A 25,724-nucleotide genomic window follows, 5' to 3' on the forward strand; every position below is an offset into this window, starting at 1 on the left:
CCGTCATCCTTCAGGCTAAATGGCTAAACGCGCCAGTAAAGATTCACCCCGTGAGGAGATCGCGGTAATACGCGCCTCACGCCCTTGTGCCTGGTAATCAAGGTGAATTTCAACGTCCGGGTCAGGCAGGACACCTGCGCCTTGCTGCGGCCATTCCACCAGGCAGATGGCATCGTCGGCAAAATAATCACGGATCCCCATAAATTCGAGCTCCTCAGGATCCGCCAGTCGGTAGAGATCGAAGTGATATACCATCAGATTCTCGAGGGTATACGGCTCCACCAGGGTATAGGTTGGGCTTTTGACATTGCCGCGGTGACCGAGCGCCTGCAAAAAGCCGCGGCTGAAGGTCGTTTTCCCCGCGCCTAAATCACCATACAGATAAATCACGGTGGCGCCGGTACAGACCTGCGCGATGCGGTCGCCAAGGGCCAGCGTGGCCTGCTCATCGGGTAAAGGAATCACTCGGTTAATCATGGTCTACGTCAATCACATCCGGGTTAACAACACGCCTGAGCGTGGAAAAGAGATCGGTCGCCAGCATGCCGCGGGTGCCCTCGCGGGCGGCCAGCCGGTCGGCGGCGTCGCCATGAGCGACGCACCCGGCACAGGCTGCATCATACGGCGTCAGGTGCTGTCCTAACAATGCGGCAATAATGCCGGTAAGCACATCGCCCATCCCGCCGCTGGCCATCCCGGCATTGCCGGCATCGATAATGCCCATCGCCCCGCTTTCACTGGCCACCACCGTGCCCGCGCCTTTCAGCACAACCACGCCACCATACCGTTTTACCAGACGCTGCGCAGAAAGTAAGCGATCGCTTTCAATTTCTGCCACGCTGACATTCAGCAGACGGGCCGCTTCGCCGGGGTGCGGCGTTAGCACGCGATTGTGACGTTTATCGGGATTGAATGCCAGCAGGTTCAGCGCGTCGGCGTCCCAGACCATCGGTTTGTTAAAACTTTCCACCGTGCGCAGTGCGCTGCGCCCCCATTCGCGCTGCCCCAGGCCCGGGCCAATCGCCACCACATCAGCCCACTCCAGCGCGGCTTTCAGAGTCTGCGGCGTCAGTTCATCCACCATTAATTCCGGCCGCACGGTGACAATGGGCGCGATGTTCTCAGAGTGAGTAAGCACTCGCACCAGCCCGGCACCGCTGCGTAGGGCCGCTTCACCGCACATACGGATAGCGCCTGCCGTGCCGCGATCGCCGCCGACAATCACCAGCTTGCCGTGATCACCCTTATGGGAGGTGGCCCGCCGCGGCGGCAGCCAGTCGGCGAGGTGGGCGGCGCAAAACCGCGTCAGGGGAGTACTTTGCCTGGCGAGCCAGCGCTCGAGCCCAAGGGCATGATGATGGAGATGCCCGACGACATCCCGCGCCTTGCCGGTCAGCAGCCCGGGTTTGAGGGCGATAAAGGTCAGGGTGTGGTCAGCCTGAACCACTGCACCTGGCGTCGCGCCGGTCTGCGCATTCAGGCCGGAAGGGATATCCAGCGCCACCACCGGCGCCGGGTGGTGGTTCGCCTGGTGGATGAGCGCCGCGACGGGATCGCGCGGCGCACTGCGCAGACCGGTGCCGAGCAGGCCATCAATAATCAGTGAGATATCGTCGGGCCATGGGATAGTCGCCGCATGGATCACACCGCCGGCGTTAAGCCACGCCTCCCGCGCCGCCTGCGCCTCTTCCGGCAGCGGGCTGTCACTCTCTACCGCCAGCAACGTCACCCGCCGCCCCGCGGCCTGTGCCAGACGCGCGACGACATATCCGTCGCCGCCGTTGTTGCCATGTCCGCAGAGGATCAGCCAGTGCGCGCTGGCGGGATAAGCGCGGCTGGCCAGCTGAAAGGCCGCCTCGCCCGCGCGCTGCATCAGTTCGAACAGCGTCAGCCCCAGGCTGTCCGCCGCCTCTCGTTCGGCCAGGCGCAGCGCCTCCGCAGGCCAAATGTTGTATGGTATACTGTCAGGGTTTTTCGTCATTGTATGGTCCATCATGTCACAGCCCCTCGATCTCGTTCAGTTAGCGCAACAAATCAAACAATGGGGCACAGAGCTCGGGTTCCAGCAGGTGGGTATCGCCGATACCGACCTCAGCGCCAGTGAACCCAAACTGCAGGCATGGCTGGATAAACAATACCATGGCGAAATGGAGTGGATGGCCCGTCACGGAATGATGCGCGCCCGCCCCCACGAACTGCTGCCCGGTACGTTACGCGTCATCAGCGTGCGGATGAACTATCTGCCCGCCAACGCCGCCTTTGCCCGCACCCTGAAAGATCCCGCGCTGGGTTACGTCAGCCGTTATGCCCTCGGGCGTGATTATCATAAGCTGCTACGTAATCGCCTGAAAAAACTGGGGGAGAAGATTCAGGAACAGTGTGCTTCGCTCAATTTTAGACCTTTTGTCGATTCCGCGCCTATCCTGGAACGGCCAATCGCAGAAAAAGCGGGCCTTGGCTGGACAGGTAAGCACTCACTTATCTTAAGCCGCGACGCGGGGTCATTCTTCTTCCTCGGCGAACTGCTGATCGACCTCCCCCTGCCGGTCGACAGCCCGGTTGCGGAGGAGTGCGGACGCTGCGTCGCCTGCATGACCATCTGCCCCACCGGCGCCATCGTTGAGCCCTACACCGTCGACGCCCGGCGCTGCATCTCCTATCTCACCATCGAACTGGAAGGCGCTATCCCGGAGGAGTTCCGTCCGCTTATCGGCAATCGTATTTACGGTTGTGATGATTGTCAGCTGATCTGTCCGTGGAACCGTTTCTCACAGCTCACCGATGAAGAGGATTTCAGCCCACGCAAAGCGCTGCATGCGCCACCGCTGGTGGAGCTGTTCGCCTGGAGCGAAGCGTGGTTTCTGAAGGTAACCGAAGGGTCGGCGATTCGTCGCATTGGCCATCTGCGCTGGCTGCGCAATATCGCCGTCGCGCTGGGCAACGCGCCCTGGGATGAAGCTCATCTTCGCGCGCTGGAGAGTCGCCGGGGTGAGCACCCGCTTCTCGACGAGCACATCGAATGGGCTATCACTAAGCAAATAAACAAGCGGAACGCCGACGCCGTCGAAGTACAGCTGCCGAAAAAATTACGTCTGGTCAGGGTGGTAGAGAAAGGCTTGCCGCGCGACGCCTGATTCATTCACAGGCTGTGAATAAAATCTAAAACACATTGCGTTTCAAGGCGCCGACCAAGGTCAAGTGATCGAATTAACATTTTGAAATGAAATTTAAATGTTAAATTTCAAAGAGATACAAAGATACTATTTACAAAGCGAAGCATTCCCGCCGTCATGGATGAAACCATAACCTGTGGATAACTCTGTTCACAGTATTTCTGAAGATCAAACGAAAATCATCCCCGGCGCTGGATTGCACTGTGGATAAATAAGAGATGGAAGAAAATTTGGAGCGGGAAACGAGACTCGAACTCGCGACCCCGACCTTGGCAAGGTCGTGCTCTACCAACTGAGCTATTCCCGCTTAATCATCGTCATTCAAGCTACCGTGTAGCAACCTGAATACTGCGACTGGTGTGGTATGTCTTTCAAATTTTGGAGCGGGAAACGAGACTCGAACTCGCGACCCCGACCTTGGCAAGGTCGTGCTCTACCAACTGAGCTATTCCCGCTTAATCTTCGGCTTTCGCCTCGCATCTGCGAGTTGAAACCCTGTGATCAGGATGGTGCTTTCAAATTTTGGAGCGGGAAACGAGACTCGAACTCGCGACCCCGACCTTGGCAAGGTCGTGCTCTACCAACTGAGCTATTCCCGCGTTACTGCTTTTTTTGCCATATTTTGATGGCGTCGTAATTTGCATTTCTGCGTCGTTACGGGAGGCGCATTATACGAGAATTCGATGCCCCTGCAACCCCCTGACGATCACTTTTTTGCGTTTTTTGTTTAAGTGGACATTTTCTCGCCACCTACGCCGCTGAATTGTATAAATAAGCGTCATAACGGGCAAAATTGCTTTTTCCGTCCGGCTGAATGACGCAAAATCGCTCGCATCATATTGCGGTGGCGCGACGTATAACGTGGCCACCACGACGCCAAACAGGGAATTAGCATGAGAAAAGTCCTCACCATCCTGCTGCTGAGCACGCTGGCCATTGGAACCGCGTCAGCCGAGACGCTCCATTTTGGCACCACCACAGCCAATCCACCATTTGTCACCACCAACGGCAAAAATCAGCCCATCGGCTTTGATATCGATCTCGCTCACGCCCTGTGCCAGCAGATGCAGGCGCAGTGCCAGTTTACGGCGCAGCGTTTCGATACCCTGATCCCGGCATTGCGCTTTAAGAAGTTTGATGCGGTGATTGCCGGTATGGAAGTGATCCCAATGCGCGAGAAGCAGGTCGCCTTTAGCCGCCCCTATCGCCAGGCGCTCTCCGGGGTGGTGATCGTCAATAAAGATGTCGCCCATACCTTTGCCGATCTGAAAGCCAAAAAAATCGGCGTGGTGAAAGGCACGCTGCATCAGCACTATCTGCGCGATAAGCAGAAGGCCGTGCAGGCGATCCCTTACGACGACGTCGCCAGCGCTTTAGCCGCGCTGAAAGCCGGCGAAATAACCGGCGTTATGAGCGACTTCGCCACCCTTGACGCCTGGCAACAAGAGAACCCTGACTACGCCATCATGGATGAGCGGGCCACCGACCCGGCTTATTACGGTAAGCAGTATGCGATTGCGGTGCGCAAAGACGATCCGGAGTTGCTGAATGCCATCAACGATGCCCTGATCGCGGTCATGGCGACGCCTGACTTCCAGCAGATGCAGCAAAAGTGGTTTAAATAATCAGAAAGATGTACCGGGCCGCACCAGACCCGGTTTTCACAGCCAGTCGTGGTTTACAGCTTAATGAAATGCTCGCGATAGTAGGCCAGCTCGGCGACCGACTCGCGGATATCGTCCATCGCCTGATGGGTGCCCTGCTTTTTAAAGCCGTCAAGAATTTCCGGCTTCCAGCGGCGAGCCAGCTCTTTCAGCGTGCTGACGTCCAGATAGCGGTAGTGGAAATAGGCTTCCAGTTGCGGCATGTACTTAAACAGGAAGCGACGATCCTGGCCGATGCTGTTGCCGCAGATCGGCGACTTGCCCGCCGGCACCCACTGCTTAAGAAACTCAATGGTCGCCAGTTCGGCATCGTGCTCGCCGACGGTGCTGGCCTTCACGCGATCCACCAGTCCGCTGTCGGTATGGGTCCGCACATTCCACTCGTCCATTAATGCCAGCTGAGCATCCGACTGATGCACGGCGATGGTCGGCCCTTCAGCCAAAATGTTCAGGTTGGCATCGGTCACCAGGGTGGCGATTTCGATAATGCGATCGCGCTCCGGATCCAGCCCTGTCATCTCCAGATCGATCCAAATGAGGTTGTTTTCATTTGCACTCATGCTATTTTCCACCCTTCTTGCGTGACTATATTCATCTAAAATAGCGTGTATCATAGAGGTTTTGCCCCATCAGGGCGACCAGGAGCCAGTTCGATTGAGTAAAAATAAACTCTCCAAAGGCCAGCAGCGCCGCGTCAACGCCAACCACCAGCGCCGCCTGAAAACCACTGCGGAGAAGGCCGACTACGATGACAACCTGTTTGGCGAAACGTCGGAAGGCATTGTCATCAGTCGCTTTGGCATGCATGCCGACGTCGAATCCGCTGACGGCAGCGTCCATCGCTGCAACATTCGCCGGACAATCCGTTCGCTGGTCACTGGCGACCGCGTGGTCTGGCGGCCGGGTAAAGATGCCGCCGACGGCGTAAACGTCAAAGGGATCGTCGAAGCGGTGCACGAGCGCGCCTCCGTCCTGACGCGTCCGGATTTTTACGACGGCGTGAAGCCTATCGCCGCCAATATCGATCAGATCGTGGTGGTTTCCGCGATCCTGCCTGAGCTGTCATTGAATATTATCGATCGTTATCTGGTGGCCTGCGAGGCGCAGGATATCGAGCCGTTAATCGTTCTGAATAAAATCGATCTGCTGGATGACGATGGCCTGCGCTTCGTCAATGAGCAAATGGACATCTACCGCAATATCGGTTACCGCGTGCTCATGGTCTCCAGTCGGACTCAGGACGGCCTCAAGCCGCTGGAAGCGGCCCTGACCGACCGCATCAGCATTTTCGCCGGGCAGTCCGGGGTCGGTAAATCGAGCCTGCTGAACGCCCTGCTGGGGCTGAATGAGGATCAAATCCTCACCAATGATGTCTCGGACGTTTCCGGCTTAGGCCAGCACACCACCACCGCGGCGCGCCTCTACCACTTCCCGCACGGCGGCGATGTAATTGATTCACCGGGCGTTCGTGAATTCGGCCTCTGGCATCTGGAAGCGGAACAAATCACCAATGGCTTTGTCGAATTCCATGATTATTTAGGCCATTGCAAATACCGCGACTGTAAACACGATAACGATCCTGGCTGTGCGCTTCGCGAAGCGGTAGAGAACGGCAAGATCGCCGAAAGCCGTTTTGAGAACTACCACCGCATCCTCGAAAGCATGGAGCAGGTACAGGTAAAAACGCGTAAAAACTTTTCCTCGTCCGATGACTGATCATTAAGCTGAGCGTCACGTCAGGCTCTGCCAGGACGCGGTCAAACTGCGACTAACGCGGATGCCATTTGGCGAGGTTTACGTATAGAATCGTCCCCTTTTTTCAGGTCCCCGCCCGCGGGCGGGGTCAGGAACGACATATCATGGCCTGGAGGCTACTTTGTTAAACGATCTTAAACTTTCACTGCAATACATTCTGCCTAAACTGTGGCTCACCCGCCTCGCAGGCTGGGGTGCGAGCAAACGCGCAGGTTGGTTGACGAAACTGGTCATCGATCTGTTCGTGAAATACTACAAGGTCGATATGAAAGAGGCGCAGAAGCCGGATACCGCGGCTTATCGCACCTTCAACGATTTCTTTGTGCGTCCGCTGCGCGACGACGTTCGCCCGCTGAATACCGATCCCAACGTGCTGGTGATGCCGGCAGACGGCGTGATCAGCCAGCTTGGCGCCATTGAAGACGATAAAATCCTGCAGGCCAAAGGTCATGACTACAGCCTGGAAGCCCTGCTGGCCGGCAACTATCAAATGGCCGACCTGTTCCGTAACGGCAGCTTCGCCACCACCTATCTGTCGCCGCGCGACTATCACCGCGTGCACATGCCGTGCAACGGCATCCTGCGCGAAATGATCTACGTCCCTGGCGACCTGTTCTCGGTTAACCATCTGACGGCGCAGAATGTGCCTAACCTGTTCGCCCGTAACGAGCGCGTCATCTGCCTGTTTGATACTGAGTTTGGCCCGATGGCGCAAATTCTGGTGGGCGCGACTATCGTCGGCAGCATCGAGACCGTGTGGTCCGGCACCGTGACCCCGCCGCGCGAAGGCATTATTAAACGCTGGACCTGGCCCGCGGGTGACAGCGAAGGCTCCGTCGCCCTGCTGAAAGGCCAGGAGATGGGCCGCTTCAAACTGGGTTCCACCGTGATCAACCTGTTCGCCCCGGGCCAGGTGAAGCTGGTTGACTCGCTGCAAAGCCTGTCCGTGACTAAAATCGGCCAACCGCTGGCGACCGCCGTGGAAGCCAGCGCCGCTGCTGAACCCGCGCCGTTACCGGAAGAAGAGATCCGCGCCGAACACCGCGCCAGCCCGCTGGTTGACGATACACAAGACCAAGGTTAATTCTTCAGCAAAAAGGGTTATGCCGTGCGCCTGATATACACTTTCCTGTTGGCCTTGAGCCTCAGTTTCGGGGCGTACGCTGCGACAGCCCCGGATGCTAAACAGATAACCCAGGAACTGGAACAGGCGAAGGCGGCAAAGCCCGCCCAGCCTGAAACCGTTGAAGTTCTACAGTCCGCGCTGAACGCGCTTGAGGAGCAAAAATCGTCCCTCGAGCGCGCCCGTCAGTATCAGGACGTTATCGATAATTTCCCCAAACTGTTTCAAAGCCTGCGCTCTCAGCTCAACAATCTGAGCGAAGAACCGCGCCAGGTGCCAACCGGCCTGACCGCCGATGCGCTGAACCAGGAGATCCTGCAGGTCAGCAGCCAGCTGCTGGAATCGAGCCGCCAGGCGCAGCAGGAGCAGGATCGCGCGCGTGAAATCGCCGACTCCCTGAACCAGCTGCCGCAACAGCAAACCGATGCCCGTCGTCAGCTCAATGAGGTTGAGCGCCGCATCGGCACGCAAACCGGCAACAATGCTCTCGCCCAGGCGCAAAATCTTGCCCTGCAGGCGGAATCGGCGCGCCTGAAGGCGCTGGTGGATGAACTCGACCTCGCCCAGCTTTCCGCCAACAACCGCCAGGAGCTGTCGCGCGCCCGTTCCGAGCTGGCGCAAAAGCAGAGCGAACAACTGGATGCCTATCTGCAGGCGCTGCGCAATTTACAGAACAGCCAGCGCCAGCGGGAAGCGGAAAAGGCGCTGGAGAGCACCGAACTGCTGGCGGAGAACAGTGAAAACCTGCCGCCGGACATCAACGCGCAGTTCAAGGTCAACCGGGAGCTCTCCCAGGCGCTGAACCAGCAGGCGCAGCGCATGGATCTGGTGGCGTCCCAGCAGCGGCAGGCGACGAATCAAACGCTGCAGGTGCGCCAGGCGTTAAACACCCTGCGCGAGCAATCGCAGTGGCTGGGCTCTTCCAACCTGCTGGGCGAAGCCCTGCGCGCCCAGGTGGCGCGACTGCCGGAGCGCCCTCGCCCACAGCAGCTGGATACGGAAATGGCACAGCTACGCGTGCAGCGTCTGCGCTTTGAAGATTTGCTGAGTAAGCAGCCGCAGCTGCGGCAGATCCGTCAGGCCGACGGCGAACCGCTGACCAGCGAGCAGAACAAAATCCTGCAGGCGCAGCTGCGCACGCAGAACGAGCTGCTGAACTCGCTGCTGCGCGGCGGCGATACCCTGATGCTGGAGCTCACCAAGCTGAAGGTCGCCAACGGCCAGCTGGAAGACGCGCTGAAAGAGATCAACGAAGCGACTCACCGCTATCTGTTCTGGACTTCGGACGTCAGCCCTATCGGCTTCTCCTGGCCGCTGGAGATTGTCCAGGATCTGCGGCGCCTGATCTCCCTGGATACCATCAGCGAACTGGGCAAAGCCAGCGCGATGATGCTCACCAGCAAAGAGACTCTGCTGCCGCTGTTTGCCGCCCTGCTGCTGGTTGGCTTCAGCATCAGCTCGCGGCGCCATTTCACCCGCTTCCTTGAGCGCTCCAGCGCCCGGGTGGGGAAAGTCACCCAGGATCACTTCTGGCTGACGCTGCGCACGGTCTTCTGGTCGATACTGGTGGCCTCGCCGCTGCCGGTGCTGTGGATGACGCTCGGCTATGGCCTGCAGTCCGCCTGGCCCTTCCCGCTGGCGGTGGCGATAGGCGATGGGGTCACGGCGACCGTGCCTTTGCTGTGGGTGGTGATGATCTGCGCCACCTTCGCCCGGCCAAACGGGCTGTTTATCGCCCACTTTGGCTGGCCGCGTAACCGCGTGGCGAAAGCGATGCGCTACTACCTGATGAGCATCGGGCTGATTGTGCCGCTGATTATGGCGCTGATCATGTTCGATAATCTTAACGACCGCGAGTTCTCCGCTTCGCTGGGCCGCCTGTGCTTCCTGTTGATCTGCGGCGCGCTGGCGGTGGTCACGCTGAGCCTTAAGCACGCCGGTATCCCGCTCTATCTGGATAAAGAGGGGAATGGCGACAATATGGTGAACCGCCTGCTGTGGAACCTGATGCTTGGCGCCCCGCTGGTGGCCATGCTGGCGGCCGCCGTCGGCTACCTCGCCACCGCCCAGGCGCTGCTTGCGCGTCTGGAAACCTCGGTCGCCATCTGGTTCCTGCTGCTGGTGGTCTATCACATCATCCGCCGCTGGATGCTGATCCAGCGCCGCCGGCTGGCCTTCGACCGGGCCCGCCACCGTCGCGCGGAAATTCTCGCTCAGCGTGCCCGCGGCGAAGATGAGCCCGTTCACGTCAGCAGCCCGGAGGGGTCGGTGGAAACGGAGATCAGCGAGGTCGACCTCGATGCCATCAGTACTCAGTCGCTGCGGCTTGTGCGCTCCCTGCTGATGCTGATTGCGCTGCTGTCGGTCATCGTGCTGTGGTCGGAAATTCACTCGGCGTTTGGCTTCCTTGAGAATATCTCGCTGTGGGACGTGACCTCGACGGTACAAGGGGTGGAAAGTCTTGAGCCGATCACGCTTGGCGCGGTGTTGATTGCCATTCTGGTGCTGATCATCACCACTCAGCTGGTACGCAACCTGCCCGCGCTGCTGGAGCTGGCGATCCTCCAGCATCTCGATTTAACGCCCGGCACCGGCTACGCCATCACCACCATCACCAAGTATCTGCTGATGCTCGTCGGCGGGCTGGTGGGCTTCTCGATGATCGGTATTGAGTGGTCGAAGCTGCAGTGGCTGGTCGCCGCGCTGGGTGTGGGTCTCGGCTTTGGCCTGCAGGAGATCTTCGCCAACTTTATCTCCGGCCTGATTATCCTGTTTGAGAAGCCGATCCGTATCGGCGATACGGTCACCATTCGCGACCTGACGGGCAGCGTCACCCGCATTAATACCCGTGCGACCACCATCAGCGACTGGGACCGGAAAGAGATTATCGTGCCGAACAAGGCGTTCATTACCGAACAGTTTATCAACTGGTCGCTGTCGGACTCGGTCACCCGCGTGGTGCTGACGGTGCCGGCCCCCGTGGACGCCGATACCGATGAGGTAACGAAAATTCTCATCGCCGCGGCGCATCGTTGCTCGCTGGTCATCGATACCCCAGCACCAGAGGCGTTTCTCGTCGACCTGCAGCAGGGGATCCAGATTTTCGAGCTGCGTATTTTTGCCGCCGAGATGGGGCACCGCATGCCGCTGCGCCATGAGATGCATCAGTTGATCCTGGCGGGCTTCCGCGAACATGGCATTGATATGCCGTTCCCTCCGTTCCAGATGCGTCTGGAAAGTATCGACGGCAGGCAAAGCAGTAAAACCATGACCTCGGCCGGAAAAACCAGCCGCCGTACGGCTGGCGGACTGTAAGTCATCACCTGCCCGGCAGCAACGCCGGGCAGGCTCTCTAACTCTCCATCACCAGCGCGCCGGACGCCATGCGCCGACGGTAGCTTTCGTAGATCCCCAGCGCCAGCAGTGAGAAGAAGATCGGCCCACCGACCATCCACAGGGTGCTGTTCCAGTCCCCGCTGTCGATGACGGGTTGGATAATGGTGAAGATATTGGCGAAGGTCACCACCAGCAACACCACGCCGGTCGCCAGCAGCGTCGACGGTCGGTTTTTGAAAATCACGAACGGCCGGTCGAGATGCGTTTTCGCCTTGAAGAACGGGAAGGCGATGGTCAGGAACAGGTAGGGCAAGGTCATGGAGACATTGGCCATCAGCGTCAGCTTGTTATAAAACGCCGAAGCACTATCCCCGCCGAACGACACCAGCACAATAAACACCCCGACCAGCAGGCACTGCAGCCACATCGCCGCGGCGGGCATGCCGTTGACGTTAAGACGGGTCATCACCGACGGCCAGAGCGCTTTTGGCGTGCCCTGAATAATCGCTTTCAGGGGCGAATAGCTGAGGGTGAAGAATGCACCGGTATAGGCGAGAAACATCGACAGGCCGGTAATACGGGCGAACCAGACTCCGGTCAGGGCCGCCGACTCTGGCGTCAGGTGCAGAGCCTGGCCGAGCGTCGTCCCGAGGCTGGTCATCAGCACATAGGTGATGTTGCCGAGGTTGGTCGAACGCGCACCAAGCACCTGCTGCCAGTTGGCGCTCACGCCCCACAACACAATCGCCAGCGAGTAACCGACCGAGATAACGATCGCCGCGATGATAATGCCTTTGGCAAAGTTCTTTTCCGGCTTGTCGGTCTTATCCACTAAGCCGCCGACCGCCTCAATTCCGCCGTAGGCAAAGATGGCAAATACTACAAACGACAGCATCGCCATGCCCGACTGATACCCGGGATTAGGTGAAAGGGTGAAGTTTAACGGCTGGGCGAAATGGCCGCCGTTGAGCAGGAGGATCGCCCCACTCACCAGCAGTAGCACCAGGTTAAGCCCCATCACCGCGATACCGCCGACGGCGGTGATTTTGGCGATTTTATTGATCCCTTTGACGGCAATAAAGGTCACGATGCCCATCCAGCAGGCTGCCAGAATGCCCACCGTCTGCGTCGGGGTCAGGCTAGCCAGCGCCCAGGTCTGGGTTTTGTCCGCGCCAAACAAAAAGGTGGATAACGGCACCCAAATTTTAGCCGCCGTACTCACCATCCACACCACGTACGACGCAAACCACATAAAGGTGCCGATGAAAGCAAAGCGCGGCCCGACGCTGTGGTTCATCCAGGAATAGATCCCGCCCTCTTCGCGACGATAAGCCGAGCCCATCTCCGCCATCATCAGCGCGAACGGAATAAAGAAAAAGAGGGCGGAAAAAAGATAAAACGGCATCGCACTGTAGCCCATCAGATAAAACGCCGACGGGCTGTTGGCAAAGCCAAACACCGAAGTGAAGATCATCAGAATCAGCCCAATCAGGCTCATCTTCTTGAATTGTTGATGCATAAATCTATCCAAACGTGGGCATCGCCCAACAGGCAACGCCTGGCCTCAAAAAATGAGCGCGGATAGTAGCAAAAGCACGGAAGGAGATTGTGGGTATTCGGGCTAAAACCGGGACAGCGTGAGTGCGTTGTTTTCAGGGCGGGTCTGTCACCTCCCCCGCTCTCAGGCGGCAGGAGGTGACAGCGCCATCAGGCGCGGTCGACCGTAAAGGCGATCACCTCACCGATGCTTTCGGCACCCAGCGCCAGCATCACTACACGGTCAACGCCCAGCGCGACGCCGGAGCAGTCCGGCAGGCCCGCCTCCAGTGCCGCCAGCAGGTTGTTATCGATAGGCTGCTGCGGAAGGCCGCGCGCGGCGCGTTTGCGGTTGTCCTGCTCAAATCGCAGGCGCTGTTCGCGGGCATCGGTCAGCTCGTGGAAACCATTCGCCAGCTCAATACCTTTGTAGTAAACCTCGAAGCGCTCAGCGACCCGATGATCTTCCGGGCTGATCTGCGCTAAAGAGGCCTGGGTGGCCGGGAAATGATAGATAAACGTCGGCCGATCTTTGCCGATGTGCGGCTCCACGCCCATGGTGAACAACAGTTGCAGCAGCGTGTCGCGATCTTCTTCAGTATCGGCGATATTGCTTAAATCCAGCTTCGCCGCGACTTCACGCAGCTGCGTTTTATCAGCAGAGAGCGGATCAATATCCAGATGACGCTGGAACGCCTGCTGATAGGAGAGGCTTTCCGCTGGCTGACACTCCAGAACCTGCTGCAGCAGGTCGTCCACCTCGTTGATCAGGCGATACATGTCATAGCACGGACGATACCACTCCAGCATGGTGAACTCCGGATTGTGATGCCGGCCCATCTCTTCATTACGAAAGCTGCGACACAACTGGAAAACCGGACCGCAGCCCGCCGCCAGCAGGCGCTTCATGTGGTATTCCGGACTGGTCATCAAGTACAGATTGAGTCCCTGTGAATGGCCCGGGCCGACGAAACGGGTTTCGAACGGGAACAAATGAATATCCGTTACCGTCGCCTGACTCATGCAAGGCGTCTCCACCTCCAGCACGCCGCGATCGGTAAAGAAACGGCGGATTTCCGCCATCACCGCCGCGCGTTTCAACAGATTGGGAATGGGTGCGCTCGGCTGCCAGGTTGCCGTCTCGCTCATGGTACTTTCTCCGGTTACAAACAAGGGCACGAAGTCTACTCGCAACCGGCGAGTGAAACAAATTTTGTGCAATCCCCGGCAGATTACATGCCATTAATCTATCGTTAACCTGAATGCATAAATATCACTGATAAATAACCGCACATATCGATAAAAAAATCGAACACGTCAATTTTCCATACTGACCCTACGGCTATACTCCTGTACCTATAAAGGAGCAGTGATACTTTTTCGCCAGCCCGGCGGCGAAATACACTAAAACTGGAGGAATGTCGTGCAAACTTTTCAAGCCGATCTCGCCGTAATTGGTGCCGGCGGAGCAGGCCTTCGTGCCGCTATCGCTGCCGCACAGGCCAACCCCAATGCCAAAATCGCCCTGATTTCTAAAGTCTATCCGATGCGCAGCCATACGGTCGCTGCAGAAGGGGGATCCGCAGCCGTTGCCCAGGATCACGATAGCTTTGAGTACCATTTTCACGACACCGTCGCCGGAGGCGACTGGCTGTGCGAGCAGGATGTCGTCGACTATTTCGTTCATCACTGCCCGACGGAAATGACCCAACTGGAACAGTGGGGATGCCCGTGGAGCCGCCGCCCTGACGGCAGCGTCAACGTCCGGCGCTTCGGTGGTATGAAAATCGAACGCACCTGGTTTGCCGCCGATAAAACCGGCTTCCACATGCTGCATACCCTCTTCCAGACCTCCCTTCAGTTTCCCCAAATTCAACGCTTTGATGAGCATTTCGTCCTTGACCTGCTGGTCGATGACGGGCAGGCCCGCGGCCTGGTGGCGATGAATATGATGGAAGGCACCCTGGTGCAGATCCGCGCCAACGCGGTCGTGCTGGCCACCGGTGGTGCCGGGCGCGTCTATCGCTACAACACCAACGGCGGCATCGTTACTGGTGATGGTATGGGTATGGCGCTGGGCCATGGTGTGCCGCTGCGCGATATGGAATTTGTTCAGTATCACCCGACTGGTCTGCCGGGCTCCGGGATCCTGATGACCGAAGGCTGCCGCGGGGAAGGCGGGATTCTGGTCAACAAAAACGGCTATCGCTACCTGCAGGATTACGGCATGGGCCCGGAAACCCCGCTCGGCGAACCGAAGAACAAATATATGGAGCTGGGTCCACGCGACAAAGTTTCCCAGGCCTTCTGGCACGAATGGCGGAAAGGAAACACCATCCCGACGCCACGCGGTGACGTGGTCTACCTCGATCTCCGCCACCTCGGCGAGAAAAAACTGCTGGAGCGTCTGCCGTTTATCTGTGAGCTGGCGAAAGCCTACGTCGGCGTCGACCCGGTGAAAGAGCCGATTCCGGTACGACCGACCGCGCACTACACCATGGGTGGTATCGAAACCGATCAGCAATGCGAAACCCGGATTAAAGGGCTATTTGCCGTGGGCGAATGCTCGTCCGTCGGTCTGCACGGCGCCAACCGTCTAGGTTCCAACTCGCTGGCCGAGCTGGTGGTCTTCGGCCGTCTGGCCGGGGAACAGGCCATGCAGCGCGCCGCTCAGACGACCGAGGCGAATAGCGCCGCACTGGATGCGCAGGCTGCGGATGTGGAGCAACGTCTAAAAGCGCTCGTGAACCAGGAAGGTAACGAAAACTGGGCGAAAATCCGTGACGAAATGGGCCTGTCGATGGAGGAAGGCTGCGGCATCTACCGTACGCCGGAGCTGATGCAGAAAACTATCGATAAGCTGGCTGAGCTGCAGGAACGCTTTAAGCGCGTGCGCATTACCGACAACTCCAGCGTATTCAACACCGACCTGCTTTACACCATTGAGCTGGGCCACGGCCTGAACGTTGCCGAATGTATGGCGCACTCGGCCATCGCGCGTAAAGAATCGCGCGGTGCGCATCAGCGTCTGGATGAAGGCTGTACCGAGCGCGACGACGTCAACTTCCTCAAGCACACCCTCGCCTTCCGCGAGGCCGATGGCACCACCCGTCTGGAATATGGCGACGTGAAGATCACCACGCTGCCACCGGCAAAACGTGTTTATGGCGCCGAAGCGGAAGCGGCCGAGAAGAAGGAGACCACCCATGGCTGAGCTGAAAACCCTGAAAGTCGAAGTGGTGCGCTACAACCCGGAGGTCGACACCGCACCGCATAGCGCGTTCTATGACGTGCCCTATGATGAGCAAACCTCGCTGCTGGACGCGCTGGGTTACATTAAAGACAACCTGGCGCCGGACCTGAGCTACCGCTGGTCCTGTCGGATGGCGATCTGCGGCTCCTGCGGCATGATGGTCAACAAGGTGCCGAAGCTGGCCTGCAAAACATTCCTGCGTGATTACACCAAAGGTTTAAAGGTTGAGGCGCTGGCCAACTTCCCAATCGAGCGCGATCTGGTGGTGGATATGACCCACTTTATCGAAAGCCTGGAGGCCATTAAGCCGTATATCATCGGCAATAACCGCACGCCGGACCAGGGGCCAAACAAGCAGACCCCAGCCCAGATGGCCAAATACCATCAATTCTCCGGCTGCATCAACTGCGGGCTGTGCTATGCCGCCTGCCCGCAGTTCGGCCTGAACCCGGAGTTCATCGGCCCGGCGGCGATCACGCTCGCCCACCGCTACAACGAAGACAGCCGCGACCACGGCAAAAAGGAACGTATGGCGCAGCTTAACGGCCAGAACGGCGTCTGGACCTGCACTTTCGTGGGCTACTGCTCGGAAGTGTGTCCGAAGCACGTCGACCCGGCGGCCGCGATCCAGCAGGGCAAGGTGGAAAGCTCGAAAGACTTTCTTATCGCGACCCTGAAACCACGCTAAGGAGTGCATTATGACGACGAAACGCAAACCCTACGTGCGGCCGATGACCTCCACCTGGTGGAAAAAACTGCCGTTTTATCGCTTCTACATGGTGCGGGAAGGCACGGCGGTACCGACGGTATGGTTTAGCATTGTGCTGATTTACGGGCTGTTTGCCCTCAAGCACGGCGCCGAAAGCTGGGCGGGATATATCGGATTCCTGCAAAACCCGGTGGTGGTGATCCTCAATCTGATCACTCTGGCGGCGGCGCTGCTGCACACCAAAACCTGGTTTGAGCTGGCGCCGAAAGCCGCCAACGTCATCATCAAAGGCGAAAAAATGGGGCCAGAGCCGGTCATTAAAGGGCTCTGGGTGGTGACGGCAGTGGTCACCGTGGTAGTCCTGTTTGTCGCTCTGTTCTGGTAAGGAGGCTGAGATGATTAATCCCAATCCGAAACGTTCCGACGAACCCGTATTCTGGGGGCTGTTTGGCGCTGGCGGTATGTGGGGCGCGATTGTCGCGCCGGTGATGGTGCTGCTGGTCGGCATCTTGCTGCCGCTGGGGCTCGCCCCGGCCGACGCCTTCAGCTATGAACGCGTGCTGGCCTTTGCCCAAAGCTTTATCGGCCGCGCGTTCCTGTTTCTGATGATTGTCCTGCCGCTGTGGTGCGGTCTACACCGTATTCACCACGCCATGCACGACCTGAAAATCCATGTGCCCAACGGTAAGTGGGTCTTCTACGGCCTGGCGGCAATCCTCAGCGTCATCACCCTCGTTGGCGTACTGTTTATCTGATCCTGCAAGAGCCCGGCTGCATTTCTGCTACCGGGCTCGCTTCATAGAAAAATCTTGCCGCCTTTTCCCTGCTGGACTCTACACTTAGCTTAAAAGCCAGCAAGGAACATGCCATGCGTATCCTGCCGATAATGACCGCGATTGCCGTCTCGTTCCTGTCTGTCGCCTGCAGCACGCCCACCCCGCCGCCGGGCGTCACCGTAGTCAGCCCCTTCGATGTTCAGCGCTATCTGGGTACCTGGTATGAAATCGCCCGCTTTGACCACCCTTTTGAGAGTGGGCTGGAAAAGGTCACGATCGCCTGGCACCCACGTGATGACGGCGGTCTGGACGTGACCAATAAAGGCTATAACCCCGACCGCGGCATGTGGCAGAAAACGGACGGGGTGGCCTACTTTACCGGGGAGCCCAGCCGCGCCGCGCTGAAGATTTCCTTCTTCGGCCCTTTCTACGGCAGCTATAACGTCATTGCGCTGGATAAGGAGTATCGTTACGCGCTGGTCTGCGGCCCCGATCGCGATTATCTCTGGCTGCTGGCGCGGGCGCCCACCATCGCTCCGGAGGTCAGGCAGCAGATGCTGGATATTGCCACCCGGCAGGGCTTTGATGTCAGCAAACTGATCTGGGTCAATCAGCGCTACAACTAGTGCGCGCTAATCTTCAGTCCAATGATGCCGACCACGATGCAGGCGAGACTGGCGATACGCATAACGCTGGCGGATTCACCCAACAGCACAATACCGGTCACGGCGGCGCCCACGGCGCCGATCCCAGTCCAGACCGCGTAGGCGGTACCGACAGGCAGGGTTTTCATCGCCCACGAAAGCAGCGCCATGCTGACGACCATCGCCACGATGGTGATGACGCTGGGAACCAGCCGGCTAAAGCCATGGGTATATTTCAGGCCAACGGCCCATACCACTTCCAGCAGACCAGCGATAAACAAGACAATCCAGGACATAAGGCTCCTTTGCTGGGGCCGTCCCCGGATGAGAAACGCCTACGGGTCGTCCCGTAAGGTGGATGAAAAGTCGCAGTGAGTATAGCTAACAGGATAGGGGAAGTGAAGAACGGTACGGCGTAAAACCGTACCGTCGACGGCGTTTATTGCTGAGCTTTGGTTGCCGCGCCAGAGATTGCGCTACCGCCTTCTGAAATATCCTGACCCACTCCGCGCGTAGTGTTACAAGCAGTCAGTGCTGAAGAGAGGACCAAAACCGTAAAGAACGCTGCAATCGTTTTTTTCACCATAATGTCATCCTTAGTGTCAGTTTTGTTTTCATGCCCTATAAGCATAGACAAACCGTCCAAAGATGAAGGGATCTTTGCGTTTTTTAAGAGAAAAGGAGTATTAATGGAGGAGCCTGACATATCGGTAGGCAAGCGCCATTAACGAAACGGCAGGGAAATTTAGCTCACAGCGTGAGAGATAGCGTGGCCCAGGCCCTGAATATCTTCACCCACACCGCGGGCGGTATTGCAGCCAGCCAGCAGGACGCTGCTCAGAAAGAGTAACACCAGGAGTTTAACGCTGCGCTTCATGTGTCGTGCTCGTCGTACCTGTAAGGAGAGAGCGGCGCAGCACGGAGGCTGCGCCGGTCATCATGACGCGAAATTACTTCACGCGGGATACGTATTCGCCAGAGCGAGTATCCACTTTGATCACTTCGCCAATCTGAACGAACAGCGGAACCTTAACCACCGCGCCGGTGGACAGGGTCGCTGGTTTACCGCCGGTACCCGCGGTGTCGCCTTTCAGACCTGGATCGGTTTCCACGATTTCCAGCTCAACGAAGTTCGGCGGGGTGACCGCGATCGGCTGGCCGTTCCACAGGGTCACGATGCACTCAGCCTGATCCAGCAGCCACTTAGCGTTGTCACCGATTGCTTTCGCGTCAGCAGACAGCTGCTCGAAAGTTTCGTTGTTCATGAAGTGCCAGAACTCACCGTCGTTGTACAGATAAGTCAGGTTCATATCGACAACGTCCGCGCCTTCTGCGGAATCGGTAGATTTGAAGGTTTTCTCAACACGGGTACCGGTCAGCAGGCGGCGCAGCTTAACGCGTGCAAACGCCTGGCCTTTACCTGGTTTAACGAATTCGCTGGCTTCTACCGCATAAGGTTCGCCATCTAACATGATTTTAAGACCAGCACGAAAATCGTTGCTATAGTAAGTCGCCATAAGGCCCTCTGAAATTGTTTAACTGGTAGCTAAGCCACAAAATGGCGCATATTGTAACCCTAAATACCCCATCCAGAGAAGATTGGATAACGCAACTTGCCAATGTTGTGACCAGTCCTGATGAACTGCTGCGTCTTTTAAATGTAGACGCTGATGAAAAACTGCTGGCCGGACGCGAGGCCAGACGCCTGTTCCCGCTGCGCGTCCCGCGCGCGTTTATCGCCCGCATGGAGAAAGGCAACCCTAACGATCCGCTGCTTCGTCAGGTACTTACCGCCGAGGAAGAATTTATCGTTGCCCCCGGTTACTCCACCGATCCGCTGGAAGAACAGCACAGTGTAGTGCCCGGTCTGCTGCACAAATATCGCAACCGGGCCCTGTTGCTGGTGAAAGGCGGTTGTGCAGTCAATTGCCGTTATTGTTTCCGCCGCCACTTCCCTTATGCCGAAAATCAGGGCACCAGGCGCAACTGGCAGACGGCGATGAACTACATAGCTGAGCATCCGCAGCTCGATGAAATCATCTTCTCCGGCGGCGACCCGCTGATGGCGAAGGATCATGAACTCGACTGGCTAATGACCCAGCTGGAAGCCATTCCGCACGTTAAGCGCCTGCGTATTCACAGCCGCTTGCCGATTGTGATCCCGGCGCGCATTACTGAGACGCTGGCCAGCCGCTTCCAGCGTTCGTCGCTGCAGGTAATTCTGGTTAACCACGTCAATCACGCGAATGAAATTGACGATGAGTTTCGCGCGTCGATGGCCATGCTGCGTCAGGCGGGGGTCACGTTGCTCAACCAGAGCGTGCTGCTGCGCGGGGTGAACGACAACGCGCAAGCGCTGGCCGACCTCAGCAATGCGCTGTTCGACGCCGGGGTAATGCCCTACTACCTGCACGTGCTGGATCGGGTGCAAGGGGCGGCACACTTCATGGTTAGCGATGATGAAGCACGTGAAATCATGCGTGAACTATTGACCCTTATCTCCGGCTATATGGTGCCGAAGCTGGCGCGAGAGATCGGCGGCGAACCCAGCAAGACACCGCTGGATTTAGGGCTGAAGCAGCGATAAACGTCAGATTCATTTGTCTGCCAGGACGGTCTGGCAGACAAGCCATATGGAGCCATTTCTCGCCAGGGGGTTAGGTAACCGGCTATCCGCTATCACATTACATGATAAATCCCTTTGCGACGAGCTACCGGTGTAGCACCAGCAGCACCACAATATTAATCACAATCATCACTACAATCAGCGTGGTTAACCAGGTGGGCATTTTAAAAGTCACCTGTAATCGTTCCGATTCTTTTCCTGCTATTTCCACTTTATTTTCTATCAAATTATCATGCTGACTCGCGACGTTTCTCGTTAATGGGATAACTAAACGATCATCATAATTAACATTCCCATCAGGAAGAACCTCGACAGCCTTATTATTTTGATAATGCGTTAATGTTACCCGGTTCATGTTTTCACACTCTTCATCAGAGAGAGGGATGATCAGGGTATCAGGTGAGACGCTGAACCCTTTTTGCCTTACGGTGATAATGATATCCGCCGACAGCCCCGCTTTGAGTAATGATTTTCGCAGCAAAGAGATATTTTGATAGAACGTATTTTGCGAAACTACTACGCCCCGGTTTTCCCAAACGGCAGCCAAAAACTCATCCCGCGAAATCACTTTGCCGCTATTCTGCAGGAGCAATAGCAAGCATCTGGCGGTGGGGGCGTTAAGGCTAACACTCTCACCATCGCCGGAAAGCGGCCGTAATTCATTCATACTGGCATTAAAGATAACTTCATGATTAATCATACATCCATTAAATAACACAGTTTCATCCATATCCCTGCCCCACGAAAAACCATTATCTATAATAAAATTCAATTAATTCAGTCAACTCATTCAATGAACATTATCACTTCAAACAGAAGCGAGCTCGGTTCACATTGACCGTCTCTGGACAGAATACTGCAGATAAAAAGACAAGCGACAATTATCTTGTTTAGTCACCACATTTTCAGATTAAATTCATCACAGTTGGAAGCGCCCTCGCATCAAAAACAGTGAATGTTAAATTCACGAGCGCTTCATAAAGAATTCACAAGCATTTTTTGCACCAGACTTTTAAATTACTCCCGCTTTCCCATGGCTCGCTATGGCAAGCGATATCATAGAGCCGACAATTATATTGGTAAATATCGAGCCCATCTCATTTTATCAAAATTATCAATGAATGATATGTCATTCACATGATAATGACTAATTATCGGTATCTATGCAGGACTAAGTAACTTTATATTTATATGGACTTGTAAAATGAAAAAAAATGCTAAGCTTCTCGCTGCATTCGTAGCTGCGTCAATCATCTCCTGCAACGCACTGGCGGCTGACGGTACCGTTCAGTTCACTGGTACTATCACTGATGCATCCTGCGAAACGCATATCGGCAGCCTGACTGGCGGCAGCAACGAAACCGTTGATCTGGGCATTGTACCTGTGAGCAGCTTCACTGGTGTTGGCTCAACTGCAGCACAAGGCGCTGGCTCCACTAATGTGAAGATCTTCCTGACCGAATGCCCGGCGGGCACTCCTACCCAAGCCAGCCTGAAGTTTGATGGTGCATATTACAATGGCGACAACAGCTACCTGGCACTGGACAGCGGTTCTACCGCATCCGGCGTTGCGATCCTGCTGTCTAACCCAAGCGGCAATGCGCTGAAACTGGGTGAAGCTTCTGAGCCGTTCACCTTGAACGTAGGCACCGGTAGCTCTACCGAGCTGAACTTCAAAGCAGCTTATATCCAGCGCGAAGCCACAATCTCTGCTGGTACTGCGAACTCTAGCGCTACCTTTACCATTAACTACTAATAATAGTTAAGATGTAATTTGTGCTCCCATACATGGGGGCACATCATCTTTAAATAAGCAGAGAAAATTATGCGTACTATTTTATCATTTTTCCTGTCAATAATGATGGTTCTTTTTCATATTACGAATGCCCAAGCGGGAGTTGTGATTGGCGGTACTCGCCTTGTGTACCCGGAAGGAAAAAAAGAGATAAATATTACTGTCGAGAATAAAGAAAACTTCCCTTATTTGATAAAAACATTCCTCGAGAAAGGAAGCATTGAAGCATCTTCTGGCTATTTTATGATCACGCCTCCACTCTTTCGTCTTGATGCTCAGCAAAAGAGCGTTTTACGCGTCTTCAACGCAAGCAATGCAATGCCAGCAGATCGAGAGTCACTTTTTTACTTTAACGTAACATCCATCCCAGCGGCGACAGATGAAGATGCGAAACAAAATACACTGCAAATCGCAGTGCGCAATCGGATGAAATTATTTTATCGGCCAAAGGCGCTTGCTGATGACACACCAGAAAATGTCACTAACAAATTAACTTGGGCAGTATCCGGAGGAAAACTCAAAGTCACAAACCCTACGGGTTATTACATGAACTTCTCTACTGTGAAAGTTAATAATGGATTAATAAAGGATGCGCTATTACTTGCGCCATTCTCCAGCACTGAATATGTACTTCCCAATGGAGTATCAAGTGGGACCGTAATCTGGAAGATCATAAACGACCAAGGTGGTATTGGTCCGGAACATAAAACCACATTATAAAAGTGCATAGACGGAAAAAAACAATAAGGCGATATTTGCTAATATAAAGGATTATGCAATGGTTTTTAAATTTAGATACACCACCTATTCTCTTGCGTTGATGAGTGCCTGTCTTACTTGCTTGAGTTCAAATGCCATTGCTCGAGACTTTTTCAACCCGGCATTTTTGAACGGTATGAATGGTTCGGACCAAGTACCGGATCTTTCAGCATTTGAGCATGAAAACTCACAGTCTCCGGGTAAGTATCGTGTTGATATAATTGTTAACGATGTATTTATAGATACCAGAGATGTTGAGTTTATTGCTAAAAACTCAGCTAGTGGTAAGAACAGCAATGCCCTTCAGCCATGTTTAGGTGTGAAAGATTTTCGTGGATTCGGTATTAGAACTGATTCATTTGCAAACTTAATTGATAATACACAAGGGTGCGCAGATATTTCAGTTATTCCTGAAGCGTCTTATGAATTTACTTTTAGCACGCAAACGTTAAGGTTTAGTTTACCGCAGGCGGCTCTCAGCCCGGCCATTCGTGGTTATGTGTCCCCGGATCAATTTGATGATGGCATCACAGCTTTGCTGATGAATTATCAGTTCAACGCTTCTAACAGCTATGCACGCCAGTCCAATATCAGCGACACCGAGAACTATAATCTCAATATGCAACCAGGTCTCAACCTGGGCCCATGGCGCTTGAGGAACTACACCACATGGAACAAGTCTGACAGCGGTTCAAGCTCAGGGGACTGGGATACAGTCTATACCTATGTAGAACGAAATATTCCAACAATTAAAAGCGTTTTAACGATGGGCGAAAGTTCATCAACTGCAGATATTTTTGATAGCGTTCCTTATACAGGTGCTCAGTTAGCCACCGACGACCAAATGGATGCCGATAGCATTCAGGGATATGCTCCTGTTGTTCGCGGGATCGCAAGAACGAATGCTAAAGTCTTAATTAAGCAAAACGGATATTTGATCTATCAATCTTATGTTCGTCCCGGTGCATTTGAAATTTCAGATATGTATTCCACTGGCGGTAGCGGTGACCTCTATGTCACGGTAGAAGAGTCAGATGGTAGTAGACAAGAATTCGTTGTACCCTATGCCTCTCTGCCGGTTCTGCGTCGCGAAGGTAGCCTGAAGTACAGTATCACCTCTGGGCAATATCGCCCCTACGATGGTGCCGTTGACGAAACACCATTTACACAAGCCACAGCCAGCTATGGTTTACCATATGGTGCTACCACGTTTGGAGGTTTTCAGTCATCCTCAAAATACCAGTCTGTTGCACTCGGCATTGGACAAAATATGGGTGACTTTGGTGCAGTATCCGTCGATGTCACACAAGCATGGTCAACATTAAAGAATCAGGATAAAACATCAGGTCAATCCTGGCGTATACGATATAGTAAAAATTTAACCGATATCGGAACAAACTTATCTATTGCTGGTTATCGTTACTCAACGTCTGGTTATAATACTTTAGGTGATGTGTTAAATAGTTATCGCAATAGCGGAAGTTATTCATACGACCGTGTTCGTAATAGAACAGAAGCGACAATTAGTCAGAATATGGGTCGTTCATTGGGCTCCTTAACACTCAATGGTGTGGTTGAAGATTACTGGAATGAAGATCGCCGTAACACTTCTCTCAGTGTTGGCTATAATAACACCTGGAAATGGATTAATTATTCACTGAATTACTCATATAACAGGTCTTCACAAATCAATGGCGACTCGAATCGACACTATGATAGCGATAAGCTATTCTCACTCACATTAAGTCTACCATTTAGCAGTTTGTCACCAAACACGTGGGCAACGTATTCAATGAACACGGCGAACCCGGGCTCAACGTCTAACAGCGTTGGGTTGAATGGAACGGCCTTGGCTGATAATAATTTAAGCTGGAACGTTCAACAGTCTTATGATAACGACCAATATGCTAGCGGCAGTGCTGGCATGGATTATAGTGGCACTTATGGTGAAGTTTTTGGTAGCTATGACTACGATCACAATGCGCAACGTATCAACTATGGCGCGTCAGGCAGTCTTGTGCTTCATGAAAATGGTTTAACTCTTGGGCAACAATTGGGCGACACTGCAGCTCTGGTAAAAGCACCAGGAGTAGCTGATACCCGGATATTAAATGAAACCGGCGTAAAAACAGACTTCCGCGGATATGCCATTGTCCCGTATCTGACGCCTTATCGTTATAATGAAATTATGTTGGATAGCGAAACTTTTGCTGATGACGTCGATATGGACATTACAGCTCAAAAAGTTGTTCCAACCCGTGGTGCTATATCCAGAGCAAACTTTAGTGGTAATGTTGGATTTAGAGCAATCATTAGATTGGTTGATACTTTAAATAATCCTTTGCCTTTCGGTGCCACTGTATCTGACCCTGCCCAGGAAAATTATAGCAGCATTGTTAACGATAATGGCATGGTATACCTTACTGGCCTTCAAGAGACTGGCTCGTTGAAAGTGCAATGGGGTAAAAAATCGACTCAAATGTGTACTGCTGCATTCTCATTACAAACTGCTTCGCAGAACGCAGGGATAACACAGTCTCAAGCGGTTTGCCGCTAATCGGATGCGATAAAAGGA

Annotated in this window: 24 protein-coding genes and 3 tRNA genes; 14 read left to right on the forward strand and 13 right to left on the reverse strand. The window is 55.0% G+C overall.

From position 1 onward, the window contains the following. Positions 1–15 precede the first annotated feature (15 nt). Positions 16–477, reverse strand: coding sequence for a tRNA (adenosine(37)-N6)-threonylcarbamoyltransferase complex ATPase subunit type 1 TsaE (gene tsaE / locus CWM57_RS14150; RefSeq protein WP_008807197.1), 462 nt, complete (start codon positions 475–477; stop codon positions 16–18). Beyond that, a complete protein-coding gene (nnr, locus tag CWM57_RS14155) occupies positions 470–1,981 on the reverse strand; it encodes a bifunctional ADP-dependent NAD(P)H-hydrate dehydratase/NAD(P)H-hydrate epimerase (protein ID WP_165784206.1) in 1,512 nt (503 codons plus the stop codon). Before nnr ends, tsaE begins: the two co-directional genes overlap by 8 nt. 13 nt (positions 1,982–1,994) lie before the next feature. Here nnr and queG point away from each other — a divergent pair, with 13 nt between their 5' ends. After that, on the forward strand, positions 1,995–3,134 hold the full coding sequence (gene queG, locus CWM57_RS14160) for a tRNA epoxyqueuosine(34) reductase QueG (protein ID WP_074387284.1): 1,140 nt from the start codon (positions 1,995–1,997) through the stop codon (positions 3,132–3,134). Positions 3,135–3,404: 270 nt separating this feature from the next. Here queG and CWM57_RS14165 read toward each other — a convergent pair. From CWM57_RS14165 to CWM57_RS14175, 3 genes are all read right to left on the reverse strand, one after another. Continuing rightward, positions 3,405–3,480, reverse strand: a tRNA-Gly gene (locus tag CWM57_RS14165). Positions 3,481–3,552: 72 nt separating this feature from the next. Continuing rightward, positions 3,553–3,628 (reverse strand) — tRNA-Gly (locus CWM57_RS14170). Positions 3,629–3,696: 68 nt separating this feature from the next. After that, positions 3,697–3,772, reverse strand: a tRNA-Gly gene (locus tag CWM57_RS14175). 294 nt (positions 3,773–4,066) lie between these two features. Between CWM57_RS14175 and CWM57_RS14185 the strand changes: the two genes are divergently transcribed. After that, positions 4,067–4,798: a transporter substrate-binding domain-containing protein gene (locus tag CWM57_RS14185; RefSeq protein WP_100676133.1), complete on the forward strand. Its 732-nt coding sequence runs from the start codon at positions 4,067–4,069 to the stop codon at positions 4,796–4,798. Between the two features lie 53 nt (positions 4,799–4,851). Here the strand turns inward: CWM57_RS14185 and orn are convergent, their stop codons facing one another. Further along, entirely contained in the window at positions 4,852–5,397 is a 546-nt protein-coding gene (gene orn / locus CWM57_RS14190) for an oligoribonuclease (RefSeq protein ID WP_100676132.1), read from the reverse strand. A gap of 94 nt (positions 5,398–5,491) precedes the next feature. On the opposite strand from orn, the gene rsgA reads away from it, so the two are divergent. From rsgA to mscM, 3 genes are all read left to right on the forward strand, one after another. Beyond that, positions 5,492–6,553, forward strand: a complete 1,062-nt coding sequence (rsgA, locus tag CWM57_RS14200; protein ID WP_061156037.1) for a small ribosomal subunit biogenesis GTPase RsgA — start codon at positions 5,492–5,494, stop codon at positions 6,551–6,553. 160 nt (positions 6,554–6,713) lie between these two features. Next, positions 6,714–7,676: an archaetidylserine decarboxylase gene (gene asd / locus CWM57_RS14205; RefSeq protein WP_074387288.1), complete on the forward strand. Its 963-nt coding sequence runs from the start codon at positions 6,714–6,716 to the stop codon at positions 7,674–7,676. A gap of 24 nt (positions 7,677–7,700) precedes the next feature. Continuing rightward, entirely contained in the window at positions 7,701–11,030 is a 3,330-nt protein-coding gene (gene mscM / locus CWM57_RS14210) for a miniconductance mechanosensitive channel MscM (protein ID WP_074387289.1), read from the forward strand. 37 nt (positions 11,031–11,067) lie between these two features. On the opposite strand, the gene yjeM is transcribed toward mscM, so the two are convergent. Then, positions 11,068–12,570, reverse strand: coding sequence for a glutamate/gamma-aminobutyrate family transporter YjeM (yjeM, locus tag CWM57_RS14215; protein WP_074387290.1), 1,503 nt, complete (start codon positions 12,568–12,570; stop codon positions 11,068–11,070). Positions 12,571–12,758: 188 nt separating this feature from the next. Next, positions 12,759–13,736, reverse strand: a complete 978-nt coding sequence (gene epmA / locus CWM57_RS14220) for an elongation factor P--(R)-beta-lysine ligase (protein ID WP_008807206.1) — start codon at positions 13,734–13,736, stop codon at positions 12,759–12,761. Between the two features lie 274 nt (positions 13,737–14,010). On the opposite strand from epmA, the gene frdA reads away from it, so the two are divergent. The 5 genes from frdA to CWM57_RS14245 all read left to right on the forward strand — a co-directional run bounded on the left by frdA (position 14,011) and on the right by CWM57_RS14245 (position 17,951). Then, the gene (frdA, locus tag CWM57_RS14225) at positions 14,011–15,801 is read left to right on the forward strand and encodes a fumarate reductase (quinol) flavoprotein subunit (RefSeq protein WP_061156040.1); all 1,791 of its coding nucleotides are present in this window, start codon (positions 14,011–14,013) and stop codon (positions 15,799–15,801) included. Then, positions 15,794–16,528: a succinate dehydrogenase/fumarate reductase iron-sulfur subunit gene (locus tag CWM57_RS14230; protein WP_061156041.1), complete on the forward strand. Its 735-nt coding sequence runs from the start codon at positions 15,794–15,796 to the stop codon at positions 16,526–16,528. Before frdA ends, CWM57_RS14230 begins: the two co-directional genes overlap by 8 nt. A 10-nt stretch (positions 16,529–16,538) precedes the next feature. Next, positions 16,539–16,934, forward strand: coding sequence for a fumarate reductase subunit FrdC (gene frdC, locus CWM57_RS14235; RefSeq protein ID WP_074387291.1), 396 nt, complete (start codon positions 16,539–16,541; stop codon positions 16,932–16,934). A 10-nt stretch (positions 16,935–16,944) separates the two neighbouring features. After that, on the forward strand, positions 16,945–17,304 hold the full coding sequence (gene frdD / locus CWM57_RS14240; RefSeq protein ID WP_061156043.1) for a fumarate reductase subunit FrdD: 360 nt from the start codon (positions 16,945–16,947) through the stop codon (positions 17,302–17,304). A gap of 113 nt (positions 17,305–17,417) precedes the next feature. Further along, positions 17,418–17,951: a lipocalin family protein gene (locus CWM57_RS14245; protein WP_074387292.1), complete on the forward strand. Its 534-nt coding sequence runs from the start codon at positions 17,418–17,420 to the stop codon at positions 17,949–17,951. Here the strand turns inward: CWM57_RS14245 and sugE are convergent. The 4 genes from sugE to efp all read right to left on the reverse strand — a co-directional run bounded on the left by sugE (position 17,948) and on the right by efp (position 19,486). Further along, complete coding sequence (sugE, locus tag CWM57_RS14250) at positions 17,948–18,265, reverse strand: quaternary ammonium compound efflux SMR transporter SugE (RefSeq protein ID WP_049157131.1); 318 nt, start codon at positions 18,263–18,265, stop codon at positions 17,948–17,950. The two genes, CWM57_RS14245 and sugE, sit on opposite strands and share 4 nt — an antisense overlap. A 143-nt stretch (positions 18,266–18,408) precedes the next feature. Further along, entirely contained in the window at positions 18,409–18,555 is a 147-nt protein-coding gene (gene ecnB / locus CWM57_RS14255) for a lipoprotein toxin entericidin B (protein ID WP_004206423.1), read from the reverse strand. A gap of 159 nt (positions 18,556–18,714) precedes the next feature. Next, complete coding sequence (locus CWM57_RS14260; protein ID WP_025712607.1) at positions 18,715–18,846, reverse strand: entericidin A/B family lipoprotein; 132 nt, start codon at positions 18,844–18,846, stop codon at positions 18,715–18,717. A 73-nt stretch (positions 18,847–18,919) separates the two neighbouring features. Beyond that, positions 18,920–19,486 (reverse strand): elongation factor P, encoded by a 567-nt coding sequence (efp, locus tag CWM57_RS14265; RefSeq protein WP_004206421.1) that lies wholly within the window; start codon positions 19,484–19,486, stop codon positions 18,920–18,922. A 41-nt stretch (positions 19,487–19,527) separates the two neighbouring features. Here efp and epmB point away from each other — a divergent pair, with 41 nt between their 5' ends. Beyond that, positions 19,528–20,556, forward strand: coding sequence for an EF-P beta-lysylation protein EpmB (gene epmB / locus CWM57_RS14270; protein ID WP_074387293.1), 1,029 nt, complete (start codon positions 19,528–19,530; stop codon positions 20,554–20,556). A gap of 124 nt (positions 20,557–20,680) precedes the next feature. Here epmB and CWM57_RS14275 read toward each other — a convergent pair whose 3' ends face one another. Further along, positions 20,681–21,325, reverse strand: a complete 645-nt coding sequence (locus CWM57_RS14275) for a winged helix-turn-helix domain-containing protein (protein WP_100631229.1) — start codon at positions 21,323–21,325, stop codon at positions 20,681–20,683. Positions 21,326–21,799: 474 nt separating this feature from the next. On the opposite strand from CWM57_RS14275, the gene CWM57_RS14280 reads away from it, so the two are divergent. The 3 genes from CWM57_RS14280 (at position 21,800) to CWM57_RS14290 (ending at position 25,706) form a co-directional block, all read left to right on the forward strand. Continuing rightward, on the forward strand, positions 21,800–22,351 hold the full coding sequence (locus CWM57_RS14280; protein ID WP_074387294.1) for a fimbrial protein: 552 nt from the start codon (positions 21,800–21,802) through the stop codon (positions 22,349–22,351). A gap of 69 nt (positions 22,352–22,420) precedes the next feature. Continuing rightward, positions 22,421–23,110, forward strand: a complete 690-nt coding sequence (locus CWM57_RS14285) for a molecular chaperone (RefSeq protein WP_074387295.1) — start codon at positions 22,421–22,423, stop codon at positions 23,108–23,110. A 58-nt stretch (positions 23,111–23,168) separates the two neighbouring features. Then, the gene (locus CWM57_RS14290; RefSeq protein ID WP_074387296.1) at positions 23,169–25,706 is read left to right on the forward strand and encodes a fimbria/pilus outer membrane usher protein; all 2,538 of its coding nucleotides are present in this window, start codon (positions 23,169–23,171) and stop codon (positions 25,704–25,706) included. Positions 25,707–25,724 lie beyond the last annotated feature (18 nt).

This window comes from Klebsiella sp. G-Nf4, from assembly GCF_002810615.1.
In the GTDB taxonomy this organism is placed as follows: Bacteria; Pseudomonadota; Gammaproteobacteria; order Enterobacterales; family Enterobacteriaceae; genus Klebsiella; species Klebsiella variicola.